Source organism: Streptomyces tubbatahanensis, from assembly GCF_022699385.1.
Classification (GTDB): Bacteria; Actinomycetota; Actinomycetes; order Streptomycetales; family Streptomycetaceae; genus Streptomyces; species Streptomyces diacarni.
Genome location: NZ_CP093846.1, coordinates 1,422,850 through 1,440,378, shown reverse-complemented (window position 1 = coordinate 1,440,378; position 17,529 = coordinate 1,422,850). Strand labels below are relative to the sequence as shown.

Here is a 17,529-nt window from a genome sequence, read left to right as displayed (position 1 = left end):
GCCCCGCCGGGTACCTGAGCCGGTCAGGGCAACCGCGGCTCCGCCGGCGCTTCCGGGCACAGCAGCGCGGCCGAACCCCAGGTGAGGCCGCCGCCGAACGCCGTCACCAGGACGCGTGCCCCGGGGCGCAGCCGCCCGCCCGCCTGCGCGTCGGCCAGCGCCAGCGGGATCGAGGCGGCACCGGTGTTGCCCACCTCCCGCAGGTGCAGGGCGCAGCGGTCGGCGGGGATGCCCAGGCGCTTGCCGACCGCGGTGAGGATCCGCGCGTTGGCCTGGTGCGGCACGAAGTGGTCGACCTCTTCGGGACGCCAGCCGACGCGCTCCAGCACCGCACCGCACGAGGCCGTCATCCGCTCGATGGCGTGCTGGAAGACGGCCCCGCCCCGCATCCGGAAGTAGCGGTCGCCGGGCTCTTCCGGCTCGTCCAGCGAGCGCGCCCGCGCGCCGCCGCCCACCACGGTGATCAGGTCGTACCCCGACCCGTCGCTGCCCAGGTCGAAGCCCAGCAGCGCACCGGCGGAGTCGCTCTCCTGGCCGCGTGCCACCAGCGCGGCGCCCGCCCCGTCGCCGAAGACGACCCCCGTGGAGCGGTCCTCGGGGTCGAGCCAGTGGGAGTAGATGTCGGCGCCCACCACCAGCACCCGGTCGAACAGCGCGGCGCCGACCGCGCCCTGGCACAGCGCCAGGCCGTAGACGAAGCCGCTGCACACGGCGGCGATGTCCAGGGCGGGGATGGTGCCGAGCCCCAGCCGGGCCGCCACCGCGGGGGCGGTGGCCGGGCACAGGTGGTCGGGTGTGGCCGTGGCCAGTACCAGGGCGTCCACGGGCGGGTTGCCCGCCTTCTCCAGCAGCCGCCGCGCGGCGTGCACGGCCGCGTCCCCCGTCGAGGTACCGGGGTCGGCGACGTGGCGGCGTTCGATGCCGGTGCGGGTACGCACCCATCTGTCGTCCACGCCCCACTGTCCTGGGAGCCCGGCGTTGGGCACCACGCGCGGCGGTACCCAGCCGCTGACCGCCTCCAGGACCACGGGGCGCACCGGGACGCAGGGCGCGGCCGCCGGCGGGGCGAAGGGGGCCGGGCCGCTCAGCACGCGGTGCCCCGACGCGCGTGGCGGGCGGCTGAAAGGTTCCTGCGGCGCACGAGCACTGAGCCCCCTGAACTCGACTGGTCGGACCGGACCGAACGCCGGACCGGACGGATGGACCCACAAGAGGGGCCTTTTGTACCCCAGCCGCGGGCCGCCACACGAGTTGCCCGACCGCACGCCGCACCGGGTGCGTCCCGCTCCGCACGGCTGTGAACTGGGCGTTCGCGCCGTACGGGGGTGGAGGGCGGCGCCGTGCCCTTCCCCCGTGTGAGGGAAGGGGCGCCATCGGCGGTGTCCGTGGTGTTTCCGCCGAACGTATGAGGCACCGTGGCGGGCATCCTGGGGGAACGCGCACCACGGCGGCGGACAGTCGAGACCGACAGGAAGACGGGACCCCATGACCTACCCCACGCGGCAGGCACCACGAGCGGCGGACGTGCACGCCCTCGGGCGGTCGCTGAGCGAGTGCCGCGCCTGCCCGCGGCTGGTCGACTGGCGCGAGGAGACGGCACGGGTCAAGCGCCCCGCCTTCCGCGACTGGGACTACTGGGCGCGCCCGGTCCCCGGCTTCGGCCCCGCGGACGCGCGGATGCTGCTCGTCGGGCTCGCCCCGGCCGCGCACGGCGGCAACCGCACGGGCCGCATGTTCACCGGCGACCGCGCCGGGGACGTGCTCGTGGCCGCTCTCCACGACCTCGGCCTGGCCTCGCAGCCCACCTCCACCCACAGCGGCGACGGCCTCCAGCTGTACGGGGTGCGGTTCACCTCGCCCGTCCACTGCGCGCCGCCCGCCAACAAGCCCACCCCCGCCGAACGGGACACCTGCCGCCCCTGGCTCGTCCGCGAGCTCGAACTGCTGCGTCCCACCCTGCGCACCGTGGTCGCCCTCGGCGCCTTCGGCTGGCAGGCGGTGCTGCCGGTGCTCGGCGAAGGCGGCTGGTCGCTCCCGCGGCCCCGGCCCGCCTTCGCGCACGGGGCCCGCCTCGAACTCCCGCCCACGCGGCAAGGTGCGGCGCCGCTGGCCGTCCACGGCTGCTACCACGTCACCCAGCGCAACACCTTCACAGGACGGCTGACCCCGGCCATGCTCCGCGAGGTCCTGCGGACCGCGGCGCTGGAGTCCGGCCTCCCCGTCCACCCCACGCCCTGAACGGTCCGGCGCGCCCTGAACCGTCTGCCCCACGCCCTGAACCGTCCGGCGCGCCCCGATCGCCCGCTCAGGGCCGGCCGGTGACGCGGCGGGCCGCGCCGGTCACCGCGCCGGTCACTCCTCGTCGTCCTCGCCGGGATCCCAGGCGTAGGAGCCGCCGCCGCGCCACTCGATCAGCGGCCCGTCCAGGGCGATCTCGTCCGGGTCGAAACCGGCGTCGCCGAGCAGCGACAGGACGTCGTTGACGTTGGAGGCCCGGCCGAGGATGGCGCCGTCGGCCCGTACCCGGCGCGCGCCGTGCGCGTCGGGTGGATAGACGATGATCGGTGCGTCGGCCATACCCCCACCCTGCGCCCGGCCCCGTCAGGGCGCATCCCGATCTCGCATCCCGGTCACGGGCCCGTCCTTCCGCCCCGAGGACCCGCGCCCGCCTCAGCCGGAGCGGCGGTAGGTCTCGCCCGTCATCTCCTCCAGCTCCCGCTGCTTGGTCTCCGGGAGCTTGCCGCGCACGAAGAAGAAGGAGAGCGCGGCGAAGCAGGCGAAGGCGCCGTAGAGCCAGGTCAGGCCGACCTTGCTGGTCATCGGCTCGAAGGAGAAGGTGACGATGAAGTTGAAGATCCAGTTGGAGGCGGTGCCGATGGCCAGCGCCATCGCCCGCATCCGGTTGGGGAACATCTCCGCCAGCATGACCCACATGATCGGGCCCCAGGAGAGGGCGAAGAAGACGACGAAGGCGTTGGCGCCGACCAGCGCCATCGGCCCGTACGGGTCGGGCAGGGTCACGTCCGTTCCGCTGCCCCGCTGCTGGGAGAAGGCCACCGCGGTCAGCGCCAGGGCGCAGAACATGCCCACCGAGCCGATGGACAGCAGCCTGCGCCGGCCCACGCGGTCGACGAACAGCATGGAGACGACCGTCATCACCACGTTGATGCCCGCGGTGATGACGGAGGTGGTGAAGGACTGGGACTCGCTGAAGCCGACCGACTTCCACAGCGTCGTCGAGTAGTAGAAGATCGCGTTGATGCCGACGAGCTGCTGGAAGGCGGCCATGATGATGCCCGCCCACACCAGCGGGTGCAGCCCGAAGCGTGCGCCGCGGATGTCGCGGAAGCTGCTGCGGTGCTCCTTGCGGAGCGTCTCGCGGATCCTGGCGACCTTGCCCTGCGGGTCGGCCTCGCCGCTGACCCGGCCCAGCACGCCCGCCGCCTCGTCGTACTTGCCCTTGAGGACGAGGTAGCGCGGCGACTCGGGGATCAGCAGCGCCAGCACCCCGTAGACCGCGGCCGGGATGACGCCGACCAGGAACATCCAGCGCCAGGCCTGCATGCCGAACCACAGGTCCTGCGAGGCGCCGCCGGCCGCCCCGGCCAGCCCCTTGTTGGAGCTGAGGACGACCAGCTGGCCGATGGTGATGGCCAGTTGCTGGAGGGAGCCGAGCGCGCCGCGGCCCGAGGCGGGGGCCACCTCGGAGATGTAGGCGGGGGCGATCACCGAGGCGATGCCGATGCCCAGGCCGCCGATCACGCGCCACAGCAGCAGGTCGGGCACCGAGAAGGCGAAGGCGGAGCCCGCCGAGCTGATGACGAACATGGCGGAGCCCAGCAGCATCACGTTGCGGCGCCCCCAGCCGTCGGCGAGGCGGCCCGCGTACCAGGCGCCGACCGCACAGCCCAGCAGGGCGATGGAGACGACGAACCCCGACAGGAACGCGCCCATGTGGAAGTGGCCGGACAGCGCGTCGACGGCGCCGTTGATGACGGAGGAGTCGAAGCCGAAGAGGAAACCCCCGACGGCCGCGGCGATGGAAATGCCGATCGCCTTGCCGTGGGGGCCCGAGGAGGAGGGGGCCGGCGCGTTCGATGCCGTCTCAGCCATGCGATGTGCCACCTTGCCGATTCGTACATATTGGTGCATATTCGTACGGATAGATCCGTATCGTCGCGTACTCCGGCGGGGGAGGCAACATCCTCCCGACTGGAGTCGGAGATCCGCATACCACCCTGGCGGCAGGACATTCTTCGAGAGTTCCCCGAAGTCGCGCCGAGGGCCCGGGACGCGGCTCGGCCCGGGGCGGCGGTTGTCCGCCTCACACGGGGGTTGTCCGCCTCACGCGGCGGTTTCGGTGGGCCTGCGGGCCGCTTCCGTGAGCGCTGCCAGCACCGGGCTGATCAGCGGATGTTCCTCCGCGCCACGCCGCACGGCGGCGAAGACCCGGCGGGTGGGGGCGATGTCCTCGACCGGGTGGACCGCGACGCCCCCGGCCTGCCCCGCGTCCGTACCCAGCAGCGCGGAACGCGGCACCAGGGCGACACCGGCCCCGGCGGAGGCGAGGGCGACGACCGCGCGGAAGTCGTCGGAGAAGTGCTGCATGCGCGGCGCGAAGCCCGCGTGTTCGCAGGCGAGGACGACCACGTCGTGGCACGGGTTGCCGGGGAAGGGGCCGATCCAGGTGTCCTTGGCCAGCTCGGCCAGCGGCACCCGATCGGCCCCGGCCAGCCGGTGCCCCTCGGGCAGCACGGCGTCGAACGGCTCCGCGTACAGCGGCACCCGGGTCAGGCGCGGATCGTCCTCCCCCGGCGCGCCCCGGTACTCGACGGCCACCGCCACGTCGGTCTCCCGGTCCAGCACCATGGGCAGGCTGGCGTCGCCCTCGGTGTCCTTGACCCGCACCCGGATGCCGGGTGCCGTGCGGCCCAGCCGGGAGAGCGCGGGGGCGACGACCAGGCCGATGCCGGTGGCGAACGAGGCCAGGTCCACCTGGCCCGCGGCGCCCGAGCCGTAGGCGGCCAGCTCGGCCTCGGCGCGCTCCAACTGGGCGAGGACGAGATTGGTGTGGGTCAGCAGGATCTCCCCTGCCGGGGTGAGCCGCACGCCTTTGGTGCCGCGCTCGACCAGCCGGTGCCCGGTCTCCTGTTCCAGCGCGGTCAGCTGCTGGGAGACGGCCGAGGGGGTGAGGTAGAGCGCGGCGGCAGCGGCGGTCACCGTACGGTGGTCCGCCACCGCACGGAGGATGTGCAGCCGCCGCGCCTCGATCACGCGATCGATTCTCCCCCAGTCACTTCGCGAGCTGCGCCCGGGATGCGACGAACGCGTCGACCGCCCGCATCACGTCCTCGGTGGAGTGCGCCGCCGACAGCTGCACCCGGATGCGGGCCTGCCCCTGCGGCACCACCGGGTAGGAGAAGCCGATCACGTACACCCCGCGCTCCAGCAGCAGCTCCGCCATCCGGGCCGCCTCGGCGGCGTCGCCGATCATGACGGGTGCGATGGCGTGCTCGCCCGGCAGCAGGGTGAAGCCCTCCTCGGCCATCCGGCGGCGGAACAGCTCGGTGTTGGCCGCCAGCTTCCTGCGCAGGTCACCGGCCGACTCCAGCAGGTCGAGCACCTTCAGCGAGGCCGCCGCGATCACCGGCGCGAGGCTGTTGGAGAACAGGTAGGGGCGCGAGCGCTGCCGCAGCAGCGCGGCGATCTCGGCGCGGGTCGCCACGTAGCCGCCCGAGGCGCCGCCCAGCGCCTTGCCCAGAGTGCCGGTGACGATGTCGATCCGGTCCATGACGCCGTGCAGCTCGGGGGTGCCGCGCCCGCCCTCGCCCACGAAGCCGACCGCGTGCGAGTCGTCGACCATCACCATCGCGTCGTACCGCTCCGCCAGGTCGCAGATCTCGGGCAGCGGCGCCAGATAGCCGTCCATGGAGAAGACGCCGTCGGTGACGATGAGCCGCCGCCGCGCGTCCCGCGCCTTCTCCAGCTGCTGCTCCAGGTCGGCCATGTCGCGGTTGGCGTAGCGCAGGCGGCGGGCCTTCGAGAGCCGGATGCCGTCGATGATCGAGGCGTGGTTGAGGGCGTCGGAGATCACGGCGTCCTGCTCGCCCAGCAGCGTCTCGAACACGCCGCCGTTGGCGTCGAAGCAGGAGGAGTACAAGACGGTGTCCTCCTGGCCGAGGAAGCCCGAAAGCCGCGCCTCCAGCTCCTTGTGGACCTCCTGCGTGCCGCAGATGAAGCGGACCGAGGCCATGCCGTAGCCCCAGCGGTCCAGCGCCTGGTGGGCCGCGGCGACGACCTCGGGGTGGTCGGCCAGACCCAGGTAGTTGTTGGCGCAGAAGTTGAGGACCTCGCCCGGGCGCCCGCCGCCGGTCACCTCGACCGTCGCGGACTGCGGGGTGCCGATGACCCGCTCCGGCTTGTGCAGCCCGGCGGCGCTGATCTCCTCGAGGGTGGCGCGCAGCTCGTCGCGTACGGAGTCGAACATGGTGTCAGCTCTCCAGGGGTTGGGAGGGAACGGGGACGGGGGCCGCGCCGCCGTACCGGGCGGCGGGGGCGGGTGCGGGTCCTGGGCGGCGGTTCAGCGGGTCCAGTCCAGGACGACCTTGCCGCCGTGGCCGCCGGCCGCGTCGTCGAACGCGGCGTCGAAGTCGCGGTAGCCGTACCTGCCGGTGATCACCGGGCCGAGGTCCAGGCCGCCTTCCAGCAGCACCGACATCGCGTACCAGGTCTCGAACATCTCCCGGCCGTAGATGCCCTTGATGGTGATCATCGAGGTGACGATCCGGGCCCAGTCCACGGCGAAGTCCTCGGCGGGCAGCCCGAGCATCGCGATCTTCCCGCCGTGGGTCATGTTGGCGAGCATGTCCCGCAGGGCCGCCGGGTTCCCCGACATCTCCAGCCCGACGTCGAAGCCCTCGCGCAGCCCCAGCGCCCGCTGCCCCTCGGCGATGTCCGCGCCCGAGACGTCCAGCGCGAGCGAGGCGCCCACCTTGCGGGCCAGCTCCAGCCGCTCCTCGCTCACGTCGGTGACGACGACGTTGCGGGCGCCCGCGTGCTTGGCCACCGCCACCGCCATCAGACCGATCGGGCCCGCGCCCGTGATCAGCACGTCCTCGCCGACCAGCGGGAAGGACAGCGCGGTGTGCACGGCGTTGCCGAACGGGTCGAAGATCGCCGCGATGTCCGGATCGACGCGGCCGCGGTGCACCCACACGTTCTGCGCGGGCAGTGCCACGTACTCGGCGAACGCGCCGTCGCGGCCCACGCCGAGCCCGACCGTGGCGCGGCACAGGTGCCGCCGGCCCGCCAGGCAGTTGCGGCACTTGCCGCACACCAGGTGGCCCTCGCCGCTGACCCAGTCGCCGGGCTCGATGTCGGTCACGTCCCGGCCGGTCTCCACGACCACACCCGTGAACTCGTGCCCCACCACCAGCGGAGCGGCCACCGCCTGCTGAGCCCAGCCGTCCCAGGCGCGGATGTGCAGGTCGGTGCCGCAGATGCCGGTCCGCTCCACCTTGATCAGCACATCCCCTGGGCCTGCCTGGGGCTCGGGGACATCGGCCAGCCACAGCCCGGGTTCGGCCTTCTGCTTGACCAGCGCCTTCACGTCACGGCTCCTGTCGTCTCGCGCGCCACGGCAGGGCGGGGCGGCACCGCGCGACGGCGGCCCGGCCCTGGGCCCTGCGGGGAAAGGGGGGGCGGCGGCGAGGGTGCGCCGCCGGCACGAATCTGCCGCACGGCGGGCCGCGGGGTCCATCGAGACTTTCTTAACCGCACCCGCAGCCTGCCTTCACACCCGCGGCCTGCCTTCACATCCGCCGCCCCACCGGGCACTCCGGCGCCGCCCCACCGGGCGCCGGGGGCCGGCCGGCCCCTCCGCCCCCGGCCCGGGGTCCGCGGCCTGCGGTCGCACACTCCGGTGTTCCGCGCTATACGTGGCATATGGGCGATAAACGGCTCGCCCCGCCCATCCCCCCGATGACCGCCAGGACGGTCGAGGTGACGCCCCGCGCGGACGGGCTGGCGTACGAGGCCAAGTGGGACGGCTACCGGGCGCTGGTCTACGCGCGCCCCGACGCGCCACGCCTCCAGTCGCGCCGCGGTACCGACCTCGGCCCCGGCTTCCCCGACCTCCTGCGCGCCGCCGCCACACTGGGAGAGGAGGCCGTCTTCGACGGGGAACTGGTCGTGATCGAGGATGGAGCGGTCAGCTTCGGCCGGCTCCAGTCGCGAGCCCAGCGCACCGGAGCGCGCGCCGAGGCGGCCGCGGCCGCCCACCCGGCCCACTTCATCGCCTTCGACCTGCTCCAACTCGGCGACGAGACCACCATGCACCGCCCCTACCGGGAGCGCCGCGCCCTGCTGGAGGAGGTCTTCACCCGCGGCGACCTCCAGCCGCCCTGGGCCCTGTGCCCCATGACGACCGACCCGGCCCGCGCACAGGAGTGGCTCGACGCCGGGTGGGCCCGCGTCGGCATCGAGGGCATGGTCGTCAAGGGCCTCGGCCAGCCCTACAGACCCGGCGAGCGCGGCTGGCGCAAGCTGCGCGCCCGCGCCACGGCGGAGGCCTTCGTCGGCGCCGTCACCGGACCTCTGGCCTCTCCCGACGTGCTCTTGCTGGGGCGCTACGACGAGGACGGTGCTCTGCGCATGGTGGCCCAGAGCGCTCCGGTGACCACCGCGCTGCGCCGGGAACTCGGCCCCCTGCTGACCCCCGCCGGGCCCGAACACCCCTGGACCGACGCCCGGTTCCGCTCCGGATGGGGTAGCCGCGATCTCCTCGCGCACCGCTGCGTCGTTCCCGAGCACGTGGTCGAGTTCGAGGCGGACGTGGCCTTCGACGAGGGCCGCTGGCGCCATCCCGTCCAGGCCCGCAGGAGACGCCCTCAGTTCGCACCCCAGGACGTGCCCCGGTTCCCGTCGGGGCCCGTGGAGTGAGCGGAGTGAGCGGAGTGAGGCGCTGAGCGGACGCGGCGGTGGCGTGGCGGTGACGGGAGACAGTGGGAGGGGCGGGGGCCCGGGTGACCTGTCCGGCCCACTACCGCGCGCACCGCTCCGTCACCCGGTGCAGCGTGGAGGCAACGTCCCCGACCAGTCGACATCCGGTTCGCGCCGCCGAGGCGTGTGGAACGGCAGAGCAGGCCGGAGCGACGGACACGCCGACAAGCTGACAAGACGACAAGGAGTCCCCATGCGTCGCCTTTCCCGCTCATCTCGTATCGCGACCGCCATCGCCGCCCTGACGGTCACCGCACTCGTGCCCCTGTGCGGTGTCGCGCAGGCCGCCCCGTCCCAGGCGGCGGTGGCCCCCGCCGCCTCGGCACCCGCGCCGTCCGGCGGCGACCAGGACGGCCGCTCCTCCACCGACCAGAGACCCCTCAAGCTCGGCAACCGTGACGGCATGCTCGGCCTGGGCGTTCTCGGTCTCCTCTGACCGGATGTGAGCGCGTGACCCGGGGCTCGTGCGCCTGCCGTGGCACGAGCCCCGGTCCGCTTTCCCGGCGGCGGGTGCGTCAGGAGAGCTTGTCGGCCACGACGGAGGCGGCCTCGGCGACGAGCTTGTCGTCGTAGTCGGCGTCCTCCTTCTTCCGCTTCGACATGACCGTCACGATCAGGGGCGCCTTACCCGGCGGGCGGACGACGGCGATGTCGTTGCGGGTGCCGTACCTGGCGGCCCCGCTCTTGTCGCCGACGCTCCACTCCTTGGGGACCCCGGCCCTGATGAGCCCGGTGCCGGTCGGGCTCTCGTCCAGCCAGTCGTCCAACTGGGCACGCTCCGGCTCGTGCAGGGCGTCACCGAGGGTGACGGCGCGCAGGTCCTCGGCGAAGGCGCGCGGGGTCGTGGTGTCCCGCTTGTCGCCCGGGGTGGCCTCGGTCAGCGCGGTCTCGTAGCGGTTCATCTGCGTGACGTCGTCGCCGAGGCCTTCCAGGTAGGCGTCGAGCTTCTTCGGGCCGCCCAAGTCGCGGACCAGCAGGTTGTCCGCGCCGTTGTCGCTCTGGCGGACGGCTGCCTCGCACAGCTCGCGCAGGGTCAGCTGCTGGCCGACGTGCTCGCTGGTGACGGGGGAGTGGCCGACGGGCACGTCCTTGCCGACGGTGAGCGACTTGTCGTCGAGCCCCTTCAGCGAGTACGTGTCCAGGATGGCGGCGGCCGTGAACGCCTTGTGCGTAGACGCGTACGCGAACCGCTCGTCCGCGTGGTAGGAGACCGCGCGCCCCGAGCCGGTGTCGAGGGCGTGGACACCGAGCCGCGCCCCGTACTCCGCTTCCAGCTTCTTGAACGCCGCCGCCGCGCCGCCCTTCTCCGGGGCGGAAGCGGAGGAGGACGGGGCAGTGGTCGAGGTCGCGGCGGAGGCGGTCGCGGCGCTCTCGCCGCACGCGGTCAGCGGCAGGACGAGTGCCAGCGTGCCGAGCGCCGCGAAGGAGGTGCGTCGGGCTGTGGTCGTTCGCATGGGTGTCGATGCCTCCGGGAAAGGTCCGTGAGTGACGGGCCCGCCCAGCCTCACCCGGCGCCGGTCATGCCGTCCAAGACGCGATCGCGCCACCTCATGCACAATCGGCATGGAAGTGGCGGCGGCATAGAGTGACAGGCGTGGATCTTGTGGGTGCGTGCCGCGCGTTCGTGCAGGTGAGCGAGCGCGGCAGCTTTACGGCGGGGGCGGCGGCCGCGCGCATGTCGCAGTCGGTCGCCAGCCGCCGCGTCGCCGCGCTCGAACAGCACGTCGGTGAGCGGCTGTTCGAGCGGAGCTCGCGCAGGGCGCGGCTGACCCCGTTCGGACGCTCCCTGCTCCCGTCCGCCCGCCGCCTGGTGCTCGCCGCGGAGGAACTGGAACACGAGGCGGCCACCGCCCACCAGCGGCCCGTGTCCCTGGCCGTGCCCGACACCTGCCCCACGCCCGGTCTGGCCCGCCTCGCCGCTGCTGCCCGCAGCCTGGGCCTGGTCCTCGACCCGCGGACCGCGGCGCCCGCCGAGCGGCCGCACCTGGTCCGCTCCCAGCAGGTGCGCGCGGCGCTCGTCGCGGTGCCGCCCGACCAGGCGCGCTGGTCGGTACCGCTCGGCCTCGCCGCGGTCGCCGAGCCCGCGGCCCGCCGCCTGTTCCTGGAGTCCCTCCGCCCCCGCCGCACCCGACGCGGGCGCCCCCGGCGGGTGTGGGTCCAGCCCGAGGACGACGTACCCCACGTCCGTGACCGCCTCACGCGCCTGGGCGACTCCGTGGGGTTGCTGCCCGCCCAGGTGTCCGTCGCCGCGAGCCTCACCCAGGCGGCCGCCCAGGTGCTCTCCGGCGACGACCTGCTGCTGTGCTCACCCGTCCAGGCGCAGGAGTTCGCTCTGCACTGGCGTCCCCTCGGCGAACTCGACATGGAGCGCACCTACGGTCTCCTCGCCGCGGAGGAGGGCGACGCCGAACGGCTCGGCGACCGCCTCGGTGACGCTCTCGCCCACTGCCTGGGCGCGGGGGAAGAGCCCGCCGAGGCGGGAGCGGCCCACCGGCGGCCGGCCGCCGACCGTACGCGGCGAGGGGGACCGCCGCACTCCCGCGGCACCCCGCCAGAGTGACGGGCCGGACAGCTTACCCAGACACCGACACCGACACCGTCACCGACTCAGCGACAACCGACCCAGCGACAACCCGCAAAGCGACAACCACCACACCAGCAACCGACACATCAGCAACAGACACAGCGGCAACCGAGCCGAAGGACGAAGGGACGACGCGCACATGACGGCCGAGGGACTGCTCCGCACGCTGCGCCAGGACCTGCGCGACGGCGGCCTGTCCGGCTCGTTCCTCGTGCGCGACCTGCACACCGGCGACGAAATCGGTATCGAGCCCGACACCGAACTGCCCGTCGCCTCCCTGGTCAAGCTGCCGCTCGCGATAGCGACCCTCGAACGCGTCCGGCGCGGCGAACTGGAGGGGGACAGGGCGCTGGAGGTGAGCCCCGGGCGGATCACCCGGCCGGGGCCGACCGGGCTGACCCGGTTCCGGCACCCGGCCAGGGTCGCGGTCGACGACCTGCTCTACCTGGCCACCTCCCTCAGCGACAACACCGCGGCCGACGCGCTGTTCGGCCTCACCCCGCCGGCGCGCGTGGACGCCCTGCTGGGGGAACTGGGGCTCACCGGCATCGCCGTCCGCCACACGATGGACGAACTGACCGACACCCCCGTCGAGCGCCTGCGCACCCAGGAGGCGCACCTGGCCCACTCGCTGGCCATCGACGCGGGCACCGTCGGGCGCGGCCACCGGCTGCCGCAGCTCGATGTCACCCGCGCCAACACCGGTACGGCGCGGGCCTTCACCGATCTGCTCCAGGCCGTGTGGACCCCGTCGGCCGTGCACCCGGAGGTGACCGCGCGTCTGCGCACGCTGATGGGGGACAACGTGATGCGCCACCGGCTCGCGCCCGACTTCAGCTCCGACTCCTCGTCCTGGTCGTCCAAGACGGGCACGCTGCTCAACCTCCGCCACGAGGTGGGGGTCGTCCAGCACGCCGACGGCGCCGTCTACGCCGTCGCGGCCCTGACGGAGTCCCGTGTGCCGGCCGCCACCCAGCCGGGTGCCGAGGCTCTGATGGCGCAGGTGGCCCGCGAGCTGCGGGACCACCTGCGGCACGGCTGAGCCGCGGCGGAACCGCTGGTGGCCGCGGTCAGCTGGCCCACCACTGGTCGTGGGCGAGCTTCCCCACCAGGGCGACGACCGTCACCAGGAGCACGCCGCGTACGAAGCCGCTGCCCCGCTTGAGCGCCATGTGCGCGCCGACGAACGCGCCGGCCATGTTGCACAGTGCCATGACGGAGGCGAGGCCCCACAGCACCGTGCCCTGCCAGGTGAACATGGCCAGCGCGCCGATGTTGGTGCAGACGTTGACGACCTTCGTGGTGGCCGAGGCGTTGACCATGTCCATGTTGAGGAGCGCCACCAGGGCGATCACCAGGAAGGTGCCGGTGCCGGGCCCCAGCAGCCCGTCGTAGAAGCCGATGCCGACGCCCGCGACGGCGAAGGCGCTCAGCACACGGGCCCGGGCGGCCGCGCCGCCCGGGGTGTGCCCGAAGCGGGGTCGCAGCACGACGAACGCGGCGACCGCCAGCAGCAGCACGATGATCAGCGGACGCAGTACCGCGCTGTCCACCCCGGCGGCGAAGAACGCGCCGCCGAGCGAGGCGAGCGCCGCGACGAGCCCGAGACGGGCCGCGAGCCGCAGGTCGAGCGGGGTCTTGCGGGCGTAGGTCACCGCCGCTGCCGAGGTACCCACCACGGCGGCCGCCTTGTTGGTGCCCAGCGCCCAGGCGGGCGGCAGATGCGGCAGCGCGATCAGCAGAGCGGGCAGCTGGAGCAGCCCTCCGCCCCCGACGACGGCGTCGATCCAGCCGGCCAGGGCGGCGGCCACGCACAGCATCGCGACCGTCGTGAACGGTATGTCATACACGGAGGTGAGCAGTCCTCGTCGTCAGCGCGGCGGCCGGTGCGAGCCACGGCGGCCGCTGAACACAGTGGCCGCCCCGCGCGGCGCGGGCTCACCGGCGCGCCGGCCCGCCCGCTGCGGGCCGCCCCAGCATCCCAGACGCGCCCCTCGCCCGTGCGTACGGCCGTTCGGGTAGCCCTCGGCTGCCGGGGTGCGCCCGCCGGAGCGGTCACGGCGCGGGCGCCCCGCTCGCGTGGTCGACTGGCAGACGGCGCCGCACCCCGCGTGCGACGGCGCCGCCGAGCACACGAGGGAAGGGCCGCGATGCGCCGCAGCGCGACGAAGCGCCACCCGCAGGCACGAGCCGCGCATGCGGCGGCGCGGGTGCGGTGGCGGGCCGGAGCCGGGCGGTGAGGGGCGTCGCGGGCCGCTGCGACCACGTCGTCGTGGTCGGCGCCGGACTGGCCGGCCTCTCCGCCGCGCTGCACCTGCTCGGCGCCGGACGCCGGGTGACCGTCCTGGAGAGCGCACCGGGTCCAGGAGGCAGGGCGGGACGCGTCGAACGCTCCGGGTACCGGATCGACACGGGACCCACCGTGCTGACGATGCCGGAGCTGGTCGCGGACGCCTTCGCCGCCGTCGGCGACTCCCTCGCCGACAGGCTCGACCTCGTTCCCCTGCACCCCGCCTACCGTGCGCGTTTCGCCGACGGCAGCCGCCTGGACGTCCACAGCGACCCCGAGGCCATGGCCGCGGAGATCGCCCGCTTCGCCTCTGCCGAGGCCGCCGACGGCTACCTGCGGCTCCGCGACTGGCTGCGACGGCTCTACAGGGTCCAGATGCGGCGCTTCATCGACGCGAACTTCGACACCCCGCTCCAACTCCTCCACCCCGACCTCGCCCGCCTGGCCGCGCTGGGCGGCTTCGGCAGGCTGGACACCCGCATCGCCCGCTTCCTGCCCGACGACCGGCTGCGGCGCGTCTTCACCTTCCAGGCGCTGTACGCGGGAGTCCCGCCGCAACGGGCGCTCGCGGCCTACGCCGTCATCGCCTACATGGACACCGTCGCAGGCGTCTTCTTCCCCCGCGGCGGCATGCACGCACTGCCCCGCGCCATGGCGGACGCGGCGCGGGACGCGGGAGCCGACCTGCGCTACGGGCGGCGCGTGCGGAGCCTGGAGCGGTCGGGGCAGCGGGTGAGCGCCGTCCTCACCGACGACGAGCGCGTCCCCTGCGACGCCGTCGTCCTCACCCCCGACCTGCCCACCTCCTACGCCCTGCTCGGCCACCGGCCGCGCCGCCCGCTGGCCCTGCGGCACGCGCCCTCGGCGGTGGTGCTGCACCTGGGGACCGACCGCACCTGGCCGCAACTGGCCCACCACACCCTCTCGTTCGGCGCGGCCTGGCAGCGTACCTTCCGGGAACTGACCCGCCAGGGCCGCCTGATGAGCGACCCCTCGCTGCTGATCACCCGCCCGACCGCCACGGACCCCGCGCTGGCGCCGCCGGGCCGGCACCTGCACTACGTCCTCGCCCCCTGCCCCAACACCGACCTCGGCCCCAGCGCCCGGCAGTGGCGCGACCTGGCCCCCGGCTACCGCGAGGCGCTGCTGGGCCACCTGGAGCGGCGGGGCCTGAGCGGCATCGCCGACTCGGTGCACGACGAGCTGATGGTGACCCCCGCCGACTGGAGCGCCCAGGGCCTGGCAGCCGGCACGCCGTTCTCCGTCGCGCACACCTTCGCCCAGACCGGCCCCTTCCGGCCCCGCAACCTCGTGCGCGGCACCGACAACGCCGTCCTGGCCGGCTGCGGCACCACGCCGGGGGTCGGCGTACCGACCGTGCTGCTCTCGGGCAAGCTCGCCGCCGCCCGCCTCACGGGCGCCCCTTCCACAACGACCGGCCGAGCGCCACGCACCCCGGCCGGGGCCCGCACCGCAGGAAGGCCGCTCGCCCATGACGGAACGTGAACTCGACGCCGCGGGGATCACAGAACCGGCCCTCCGCGACGCCTACCGGCTCAGCCGCCGGCTCAACGCCCGCCACGGCAAGACCTACTTCCTCGCCACCCGGCTGCTGCCCCTCGACCGCCGTCCGGCCGTCCACGCCCTGTACGGCTTCGCCCGCTGGGCCGACGACATCGTCGACGACCCCGGCGCCCCGGGTGCCCCGGGTGATCCGGCCGGCCCCGGCGGTCCCGGCGACCCCGCGGGAGCGGACCGGCGCGCGGCCGCCCTCGACACGATGGACGGCCACCTGGCCTCCGCCCTGCGCACCGGCACGGGTGAGGGCACAGGCACGGGAGCGCCGCCCGTCGTCCGGGCCCTGGCACACACCGCGGCCCGCTACGCCATCGACCACCGCCACTTCGCCGACTTCATGGCGTCCATGCGCAGCGACCTGACCGTCACCCGCTACCCCACCTACGCCGACCTGCACCGCTACATGCACGGCTCGGCCGCCGTCATCGGACTGCAGATGCTGCCGGTCCTGGGCACCGTCGTCCCCCGCGAGGAGGCCGCACCGCACGCCGCCGCCCTCGGTGTCGCCTTCCAGCTGACCAACTTCCTGCGCGACGTGGGCGAGGACCTCGACCGGGGCCGCGTCTACCTGCCCGAGGACCTGCTGGGCTCCTTCGGCGTCGACCGCGCGCTGCTGCGCTGGAGCCGCGACACCGGGCGCGCGGACCCCCGCGTCACGGCGGCCCTCGCCGCGGCGCTCGACCTCACCCGCGGGGTCTACCGCCGGGCCCGCCCCGGCCTCGACATGCTCGACCCGCGCGCCAGACCGTGCATCAGGACCGCGTTCGTCCTCTACGGCGCGATCCTGGAGACCATCGCGGACAACGGCTTCGACGTGCTGCACCGCAGAGCCGTCGTGCCGCGCCGCCGCCGTGCCGTCCTCGCGCTGGACGGCGTGAGCCGGGTCGCCGCCGTGCGGCTGCGCGCCGCGTACCGCGCCCCGCACCCCGGTGCGCGGCCCCAGGACCGCGACGGCCGCCCAGGGCCGCACCGCTTCGCGCGCCACCACCCGGCCGCCCCCGCCCCGCACCCTGAGCTGATGGAGGCACCATGACCGACGGTGCACCGCCCGCGCCCCCACGCACCCGCCGGACCCCGCTGGCCCTGCGCCGGCGCGCGGTCCCCTGGGAGCGCCAGCGGCCCACCTGGCGTGCGGCACGGGCGGGGCTCATCGAGGACGCGCTGCGCCGCGCGGGCAAGCGGCCCTCGGGCAACTGGTACGTGCTCGGCGCGGCGCGGGAGATGACCCGGGGGAGGCCGCTGGGCCGGACCGTCGCCGGAGTGGAGGTCGTCGCCTGGTACGACGCGCAGGGCAGGATCCGCGCGGGAGCCGGCGCCTGCCCGCACCTGGGGGCGCCGCTGAAGGACAGTCCGGTGCGCTGCGGGCAACTGGTCTGCCACTGGCACGGCATGGCCTTCGACGGGCGGCCGAGGCCCGGCTGGGAGCCGTATCCGGCCTACGACGACGGGGTACTGGCCTGGGTGCGGCTCGACGGGGCGGGCGGCGAGGAGCCCACCGACCGGCCCGTCGTGCCCACCAGGCCGCGGCCCGGGCGCTCCGTCGAGGCCGTGCACACCGCCGTCGGCCGCTGCACGCCCGACGACATCGTCGCCAACCGCCTCGACCCCTGGCACGGCGCCTGGTTCCACCCGTACTCCTTCGTCGACCTGACGGTGGTCAGCACCCCCGACGAGGCACCGCGGGACGGGGCGCCGGGCGGTGAGATGTCGGACGGCTTCGTGGTCGACGTCTCCTTCAAGGTGGCGGGGCGGGCGGTGGTGCCGGTGCGGGCCGTGTTCACCGCACCGGAACCGCGCACCGTCGTCATGCACATCACCGCGGGGGAGGGGCGCGGCTCCGTCGTCGAGACGCACGCGACCCCGCTGGAGTCCGAGGCGTCGGGCGAGCCCCGCACCCTGGTGACCGAGGCGGTCGTGGCGCACTCGCCCCGCGCCGGGTTCGCGCTCGCCCGCGCCTGCGCGCCGGTGCTGCGGACCCTGCTGCGGACGGGCGCCAGGCGGCTGTGGCTCGACGACCTCGCCTACGCCGAACGCCGCTGGCACCTGCGCAGCACCCGCCGCTTCCCGGGGTGAGGGG

At 74.4% G+C, this 17,529-nt stretch carries 16 protein-coding genes; 8 read left to right on the top strand and 8 right to left on the bottom strand.

The window, feature by feature from the left end:
- Positions 1 to 23: 23 nt before the first annotated feature.
- Positions 24 to 1,091, bottom strand: a complete 1,068-nt coding sequence (locus tag MMF93_RS06170; RefSeq protein ID WP_242750050.1) for a beta-ketoacyl-ACP synthase III — start codon at positions 1,089 to 1,091, stop codon at positions 24 to 26.
- Positions 1,092 to 1,485: 394 nt separating this feature from the next.
- On the opposite strand from MMF93_RS06170, the gene MMF93_RS06165 reads away from it, so the two are divergent.
- Positions 1,486 to 2,238, top strand: coding sequence for a uracil-DNA glycosylase (locus tag MMF93_RS06165; RefSeq protein ID WP_242750048.1), 753 nt, complete (start codon positions 1,486 to 1,488; stop codon positions 2,236 to 2,238).
- A gap of 114 nt (positions 2,239 to 2,352) precedes the next feature.
- On the opposite strand, the gene MMF93_RS06160 is transcribed toward MMF93_RS06165, so the two are convergent.
- The 5 genes from MMF93_RS06160 to tdh form a co-directional block, all read right to left on the bottom strand.
- Positions 2,353 to 2,577 carry a hypothetical protein gene (locus MMF93_RS06160; RefSeq protein ID WP_242750047.1) on the bottom strand — a complete coding sequence of 75 codons (225 nt, stop codon included), beginning with the start codon at positions 2,575 to 2,577 and terminating at the stop codon, positions 2,353 to 2,355.
- 93 nt (positions 2,578 to 2,670) lie between these two features.
- The gene (locus MMF93_RS06155; protein WP_242750046.1) at positions 2,671 to 4,113 is read right to left on the bottom strand and encodes a sugar porter family MFS transporter; all 1,443 of its coding nucleotides are present in this window, start codon (positions 4,111 to 4,113) and stop codon (positions 2,671 to 2,673) included.
- Between the two features lie 231 nt (positions 4,114 to 4,344).
- Positions 4,345 to 5,274: a LysR family transcriptional regulator gene (locus MMF93_RS06150; RefSeq protein WP_242750045.1), complete on the bottom strand. Its 930-nt coding sequence runs from the start codon at positions 5,272 to 5,274 to the stop codon at positions 4,345 to 4,347.
- 19 nt (positions 5,275 to 5,293) lie between these two features.
- A complete protein-coding gene (locus MMF93_RS06145) occupies positions 5,294 to 6,487 on the bottom strand; it encodes a glycine C-acetyltransferase (RefSeq protein WP_242750044.1) in 1,194 nt (397 codons plus the stop codon).
- A gap of 93 nt (positions 6,488 to 6,580) precedes the next feature.
- Positions 6,581 to 7,609 carry an L-threonine 3-dehydrogenase gene (gene tdh / locus MMF93_RS06140; RefSeq protein ID WP_242750043.1) on the bottom strand — a complete coding sequence of 343 codons (1,029 nt, stop codon included), beginning with the start codon at positions 7,607 to 7,609 and terminating at the stop codon, positions 6,581 to 6,583.
- Between the two features lie 371 nt (positions 7,610 to 7,980).
- Between tdh and MMF93_RS06135 the strand changes: the two genes are divergently transcribed.
- Positions 7,981 to 8,940, top strand: coding sequence for an ATP-dependent DNA ligase (locus tag MMF93_RS06135; RefSeq protein WP_242750042.1), 960 nt, complete (start codon positions 7,981 to 7,983; stop codon positions 8,938 to 8,940).
- A gap of 253 nt (positions 8,941 to 9,193) precedes the next feature.
- Positions 9,194 to 9,436 (top strand): hypothetical protein, encoded by a 243-nt coding sequence (locus MMF93_RS06130; protein WP_242750041.1) that lies wholly within the window; start codon positions 9,194 to 9,196, stop codon positions 9,434 to 9,436.
- 79 nt (positions 9,437 to 9,515) lie between these two features.
- On the opposite strand, the gene bla is transcribed toward MMF93_RS06130, so the two are convergent.
- Complete coding sequence (gene bla, locus MMF93_RS06125; protein ID WP_242750040.1) at positions 9,516 to 10,454, bottom strand: class A beta-lactamase; 939 nt, start codon at positions 10,452 to 10,454, stop codon at positions 9,516 to 9,518.
- A gap of 140 nt (positions 10,455 to 10,594) precedes the next feature.
- Between bla and MMF93_RS06120 the strand changes: the two genes are divergently transcribed.
- Both MMF93_RS06120 and MMF93_RS06115 read left to right on the top strand, forming a co-directional pair.
- A complete protein-coding gene (locus MMF93_RS06120) occupies positions 10,595 to 11,560 on the top strand; it encodes a helix-turn-helix domain-containing protein (protein WP_242750039.1) in 966 nt (321 codons plus the stop codon).
- 163 nt (positions 11,561 to 11,723) lie between these two features.
- Positions 11,724 to 12,626, top strand: a complete 903-nt coding sequence (locus MMF93_RS06115; protein ID WP_242750038.1) for a serine hydrolase — start codon at positions 11,724 to 11,726, stop codon at positions 12,624 to 12,626.
- Between the two features lie 28 nt (positions 12,627 to 12,654).
- Here MMF93_RS06115 and MMF93_RS06110 read toward each other — a convergent pair whose 3' ends face one another.
- A complete protein-coding gene (locus MMF93_RS06110) occupies positions 12,655 to 13,404 on the bottom strand; it encodes a TSUP family transporter (protein ID WP_423835577.1) in 750 nt (249 codons plus the stop codon).
- Between the two features lie 416 nt (positions 13,405 to 13,820).
- Here MMF93_RS06110 and crtI point away from each other — a divergent pair, with 416 nt between their 5' ends.
- The 3 genes from crtI to MMF93_RS06095 are packed head-to-tail and all read left to right on the top strand — an operon-like array spanning position 13,821 to position 17,525.
- Complete coding sequence (gene crtI / locus MMF93_RS06105; protein ID WP_242750036.1) at positions 13,821 to 15,380, top strand: phytoene desaturase family protein; 1,560 nt, start codon at positions 13,821 to 13,823, stop codon at positions 15,378 to 15,380.
- On the top strand, positions 15,367 to 16,485 hold the full coding sequence (locus tag MMF93_RS06100) for a phytoene/squalene synthase family protein (protein ID WP_242750034.1): 1,119 nt from the start codon (positions 15,367 to 15,369) through the stop codon (positions 16,483 to 16,485). Before crtI ends, MMF93_RS06100 begins: the two co-directional genes overlap by 14 nt.
- Positions 16,482 to 17,525 carry a Rieske (2Fe-2S) protein gene (locus MMF93_RS06095; protein WP_242750033.1) on the top strand — a complete coding sequence of 348 codons (1,044 nt, stop codon included), beginning with the start codon at positions 16,482 to 16,484 and terminating at the stop codon, positions 17,523 to 17,525. The genes MMF93_RS06100 and MMF93_RS06095 overlap by 4 nt, the downstream gene beginning before the upstream one ends.
- Positions 17,526 to 17,529 lie beyond the last annotated feature (4 nt).